Below are 5,539 nucleotides of genomic sequence, written 5' to 3'. Positions count from 1 at the left end.
CCCGCGTCATAGCCCGAAAGCCCGCCGCTTTCCGTAGTTTTCACCGACTGGCTGTCAATCACGCCCGCGCTCGGGGAGGCTTCACGCCCCTCGATCTCGCGCAGGCTCATGACCAGCACCGTATTCATGACCTCGAACAGCCCAGTATCACGCCAGGCGTAGAAATAGCGCCTGACAGTCGAGACCGGCGGAAAGCATTTCGGCAGCAGGCGCCACGCGCACCCGGCCGAGGCTATGTAGAGCATCGCATTGACCACCTCGCGCATATCCGTCGTGCGAGGGCGACCGCCCCGTTTCGCAGGGGGCACAAATGGCATGATCAAAGCCCATTCCCCGTCCATCATATCCGATGGATATCGCAGTCCTTCCCGGCTATGTTCACGTCGGGCAATACCAGTCCATGTCACCATTCACTCCATCTCTTCGTAAAGACGGATGAATCACAACAGGCTGGTATTGTTCAAAAACTTTCGGATCGGGCTCTTAGAAAAAGACCGATTGTGTCACGCCGGTTGCACACGGGTTTCCAGAGGGGCGCCCTGCCTTTCCCTGTCGGGCATGTCTGGCTGGATCTGACCGTGTGGGCATGGAAAAAAGACAAGTATTGAATCTATCATCAAGGCTGCACGAAATTGATGAAGGCCTGTTCTGATCAGGTGGCCTGAAACAGAATTTATTAACAGAAGCACGCTGTGTATTCCGTCATATGATGGAAATACGGCGCCCGTCCTGATGCGTTATTTTAAAAAAATCGTTGAATATATGAACGTTGCTTTTTAGCAACATAATTCGGAATGATGCTGTAATATGAATATGCATTTTCCTGAATACCATGAATGATTCTGGAAAATCTCTTTATATTCAGATTGTTAATTTTAAATGATTTCGTTTCAGTCTATCCGATCAGTACAGTTTCCGCATTGTGTCGTTCTTTGTACATATGATGTCCGGCCGGAATGCTATATTGTTACTTTAACGAAGTGATTTTGCCATAAGCTGATCATAGGTACAGATCTCACCATGTCGCAGGGTCCGATAGATCCGAATTCATCAGGCATCTGGTAAATTCCGGTTTGGTGTTTTGTATTTTTTGCCGATCGGCTGGATGAATGTTTGTCCCCATGCAGGTAATAAATGAAAAGGTGTGTGGAATGCTGATAAAAAGAAAAAGGAAAGTTTTCCTTCTCGTTTCTGTATCATGCGTTTGCATGACCGCTGACAGGCTTTACGCTGCACCCGTTGCCAGAAGTTCAAAAAGTGACACGGGCACTGTGGCGCAGACACGGGCAGCCCATACAACGGCCCGGCCCCGCGGCCGTGGCAATGCCCAGCGCATGATGGGGGGAAATGAAAGTATTACCGTGCATGCGGGGACGCGCACGGCCAACGGTGTTACCAATACAACGCCCGGCGGGGGGCTGATGATGGCCCAGACCGCGCCGCAGACACGTGTTGGTGTAACCCGCGATTTTATCGCCAAGCAGAATACGAACGCCAGTGCGCCAGGTCTGCTGGCCCTGATGCCAGGCTTTGTTTATGCCCGGACGGATCCGTACAGTCTGACATCAGGCCATTACATGGTACGCGGCCTGAATGAATCCGAAGTCGGTTATCTGGTCGATGGCCAGAACCTGATGGATGGGATTTATTATCAGGTCGATCCCATGGCGGCCACGCCGGATTCCGAAAATCTGCAGTCGGTTTCGATCCGCGAGGGGTCATCGGATATTACCAGCCCTGCTTATAATGCCGCTGGCGCCCAGATTGAGATGACGACACGCGACCCGTCGCACAAGATGGGGGGCATGCTGGAAAGCAGCTACGGCAGTTGGAACATGAAAAAGGAATTCGCCCGGTTTGAAACGGGCGATATCGGGCATACAGGTATCAGGGGCTACGTTTCGTATTCCTATAACTATTCCCAGATGTGGGATACGCCCGGTTCATTCAACCGCCACCACATGGATGCAAAATTCGTCAAATCGTGGGGTGATGGCAATTCCGCGGCGCTGAACATAGGATATGGTGAATATACCGCCATTGGCATTACCGGCAACGGGGCGGAAACACCAACAAAATCAGAATTCGAACAGCAGGGCACATCTTCCCTGTACTACAGCCCGACCTACACGCAGCAGGATTTCAAAAACGGCAGTTCCGATTATTACAAGCTTGATGATCTGAAGAGCACCAACCTGATGATCTATGCGCCTATAAAGCTCAAGCTGAACAAGGAACTGACGCTGCACATTACCCCGACCTACCGTGACTGGAGTTTCTGGGATACGTACGGTGAATCCGTCAACAGCACCAACAGTTATTATGGCACCCAGCCCGCGGGCAAGCTGCAGATATTCTATCCCTATGGAAATAACCAGACTGTCCCGGCTGAGGTGGTCGATCCACAGCACCAGCATACATTGCAGTTGATGGCGAACATAGACTGGAAACGTGGACACAATATTTTGCGATTTGGCGGGATGTACACCTATCTCGACATGCATGAAGACGCCAATTACACGGAAGTCGGGCCAGATGGCCTGCCCGCCAATGGCTGGGGGCGCTATGGCCTGAAGGATGCGAATGGCGATACGCTCAGCCCGTGGAAAATCGGTTATCGCCAGCAGGTCGAGACCATCTATCTGGACGATACCTACAGCTTCCTTCATGATCGCCTGAAAGTCACCGCAGGGTTCAAGGAAGTCATGATCAACCGTCATGTGACCAATGACCTGCCGGGTATTTCAAACAGCCTGGTCGGGGCGAACTATGCCGAACCCCTGCCGCAGGTCGCGATTTCCTACAACATTACCCCGCATGACCAGATTTATGTGAATGGCACCACCAGTTTCAAGGCGCCGGACCGGAGTGAAGCCTATCTGGACATGTGGGACGCCAATCTCAACACCCCGGCGGTGCAGCATACCGCCCACATGAAGCCGGAATATGCGATTGGGGAGGAAATCGGCTATCGCCATAACGGACTGGTGCATATCGCGGCATCGCTGTTCAACTACAACATCACCAATCATGATGTCCTGTCGCAGGGATATGTGAAGGGCTCCCTGGTCAATGTGCCGCTGGAGGTCGGGGGTGAAACAATCCGTGGTGCCCAGCTGGAACTTGCCCTGCGTCCGTGGCACCATTTCAGCCCCTATCTGTCCGGCGCGTTCGTGCATTCACGCATGGACAGCAATATTGCGGTGGGTGACACTTATGCGCCAACCAAGGGTAAGGATTCGGTCAATACGCCCACATTTACCGGGGCGGTTGGGCTTTCCTATGATAATGGCAGTTTCTTTGCCAATTTCTCACTGAATTATGTCGGTCGGCGGTACACGACCTTCATGAATGATGAATCCATCCCGGGTTACCTGATGGCGGATATGGGGCTGGGTTACCGCATGAAAACGGTCCACGTAAGCAATAAATTTTCACTTGTGCGTCCGCAATTCCAGCTTAACTTCATGAATGTTGGCAACAACGTCTATTATGCCGAAGCTTCGGGACTGGCGGTCAACGCGCATGCCATCCGCGGGGTGAACGGATCAACGATTCAGGGGGCGTCGCCGCGCTACAATATTGGTGGTGGCTTCGCCATGTCCGGCAGCGTTACGGTGGGTTTCTGATCAATAGTTTGCCACGGCAGATCTGATAGGCCTGTCGTGGCCTGCGATACATTGCAAAGGGGTGATTTTGGGAATGGCTGAACTATGTGAACTCTCCGCAAGAGACATGCTGGCTGGCTATCGCGCGGGAACACTCTGCCCCGTTGAAGTGATGCAGGCCGTGCTGGACCGAAGCCGGAGCGTGGAATCAGTTCTTAACCCTTTCTGTTGCATTGATGCCGAAAATGCCCTGGCATCCGCCAGCGTATCCCGGGATATATGGAAAAAAGGTCTTCCGACCCGCCCGCTGGAAGGGGTGCCGGTTTCAATCAAGGATACGGCCATGGTCCGCGGATGGCGCTATGCGCGTGGATCCCGCGTGGCTGAAAATTCGCCGCCCGCAACCATGGATTCCCCATCGGTGGAGCGCCTGCGCCAGGCGGGGGCTGTTCTGTTTGCCTCGACAACGACCTGTGAAGGTGGCTGGAAAGCTGTCACCGACAGTCCGCTTGCCGGTATCACGCGTAATCCCCATAATACGGATTTCACGCCCGGCGGCAGCAGTGGCGGGGCAGGCGCATCCATTGCCGTAGGGTGCGGACCTCTGGCACTGGGCAGTGATGGGGGCGGGTCCATTCGCGTGCCCTCAAGCTTCAGCGGTATTTTTGGCCTCAAGCCTACCTTTGCCCGCGTGCCCATGTACCCTGTTGGCGCGCATTACACCGACATGTCCCATTTTGGCCCCATGACCCGCAATGTGGCCGATGCCGGCCTGATGCTGTCGGTCATGCAGGGGCGTCATCCGCTGGATCCGTTCTCGCTTGATGCCCTGCCGGCCGACAGCTTCCCGATCACGGCACTTCCCCTGTCAGGTCTTCGGATCGGCGTGAGCGAAGATTTCGGCTTCATGGCTGTGGATGAGGAAATCCGTGCAATCTTCCGTACCGTTGTCGATCGTCTGGCGAAGGCGGGGGCGGACATTGTCCCGCTTGATCCGATGGAGGACTGGCGACCGACCTATCGCACCCTGTGGCAGGTTGGCGCGTATGAGGCACAGCGGCATTACACGCCCGAACAACGCGCACTTGTAGACCAGGAATTTCGTGCATGGGGTGACTATGGCAAAAGCATTGCCATGGGCGATTATGCCGATGCCGTCCTGAAACGCATCACCTATCGCCAGATTTGCGCGCGGGTGCATGATACGGTTGATTTTGTCCTGTCCCCCACGGTGTCTGTACTGCCGCTGAAGGCCGGGGCTACCGTGCCTGACGAAAAATATGCTGACTGGCTGGAATGGGCTGGCTTTTCCCTGTTGCATAATATGACCGGGCAGCCTGCTTCTTCCGTTCCAGCCGGCTATTCCACGACTGGTCTGCCGGTGGGGGTCCAGGTTGCGGGAAAGATGCGCGATGATATCGGCGTATTGCGGTTGAGCATGTCCATCGAGGCCTTGATGAGCCAGGATATAAAGAGCGCCAGCCATGTCTATAAAAACATGTCCTGACAGGTAATCTGAAAATCTGAGTGTCTGACCGAAAATGAGTTGAGTGATTTCAGTGGATTATGATTCATGGGTTTGCGATAACCTGATGAGATCAAGATGGCCTGGACTGAAATCACCCGCGCGCAGTATCGCCGGGACGACCTGGAGTATGCAAGCGACCTTCGCGATGCGGAGTGGGCGCTGATTGCGCCTTTGATGCCCGAGAAGAAACGACTGGGGAGACCACGACGTACGGATTTGCGCCGGGTCATGGAGGCGATCCTCTATATCGTCACTACGGGTTGCCAGTGGCGACAATTGCCTCGTCATTTTCCCGCCTTCACGACCGTGCAGGGCTATTTCTACCGTTGGATCCGCGAGGGACGATGGGAAGCGATAAACCATATTCTCGTGATCCTGTCGCGTGAGCAGGACGGGCGAGACG

General features: G+C 54.3%; 3 protein-coding genes and 1 pseudogene. 3 read left to right on the top strand and 1 reads right to left on the bottom strand.

Annotation, left to right across the window (positions count from 1 at the left end; translation table 11 throughout):
- Positions 1-410, bottom strand: a pseudogene (locus GEU01_RS19140) (IS5-like element IS1031A family transposase); the annotation flags it as partial.
- Between the two features lie 924 nt (positions 411-1,334).
- On the opposite strand from GEU01_RS19140, the gene GEU01_RS19135 reads away from it, so the two are divergent.
- The 3 genes from GEU01_RS19135 to GEU01_RS19125 form a co-directional block, all read left to right on the top strand.
- Positions 1,335-3,629, top strand: coding sequence for a TonB-dependent receptor (locus tag GEU01_RS19135; protein WP_232272628.1), 2,295 nt, complete (start codon positions 1,335-1,337; stop codon positions 3,627-3,629).
- 73 nt (positions 3,630-3,702) lie between these two features.
- On the top strand, positions 3,703-5,115 hold the full coding sequence (locus GEU01_RS19130) for an amidase family protein (protein WP_332306327.1): 1,413 nt from the start codon (positions 3,703-3,705) through the stop codon (positions 5,113-5,115).
- Between the two features lie 96 nt (positions 5,116-5,211).
- Positions 5,212-5,539 (top strand): transposase (locus GEU01_RS19125; RefSeq protein ID WP_019086247.1); only part of this gene is annotated, 328 nt, incomplete at its 3' end.

It is taken from the genome of Komagataeibacter europaeus LMG 18890, from assembly GCF_000285295.1.
Taxonomy (GTDB): Bacteria; Pseudomonadota; Alphaproteobacteria; order Acetobacterales; family Acetobacteraceae; genus Komagataeibacter; species Komagataeibacter europaeus.
Note: the sequence above shows the minus strand (reverse complement) of the source record. Positions and strands in the feature narration are given on the sequence as shown.

Coding starts and splice junctions, on each gene's coding strand:
- GEU01_RS19135 (WP_232272628.1), top strand. CDS start 1,335: ATGATGGGGGGAAATGAAAGTATTACCGTGCATGCGGGGACGCGCACG.
- GEU01_RS19130 (WP_332306327.1), top strand. CDS start 3,703: ATGGCTGAACTATGTGAACTCTCCGCAAGAGACATGCTGGCTGGCTAT.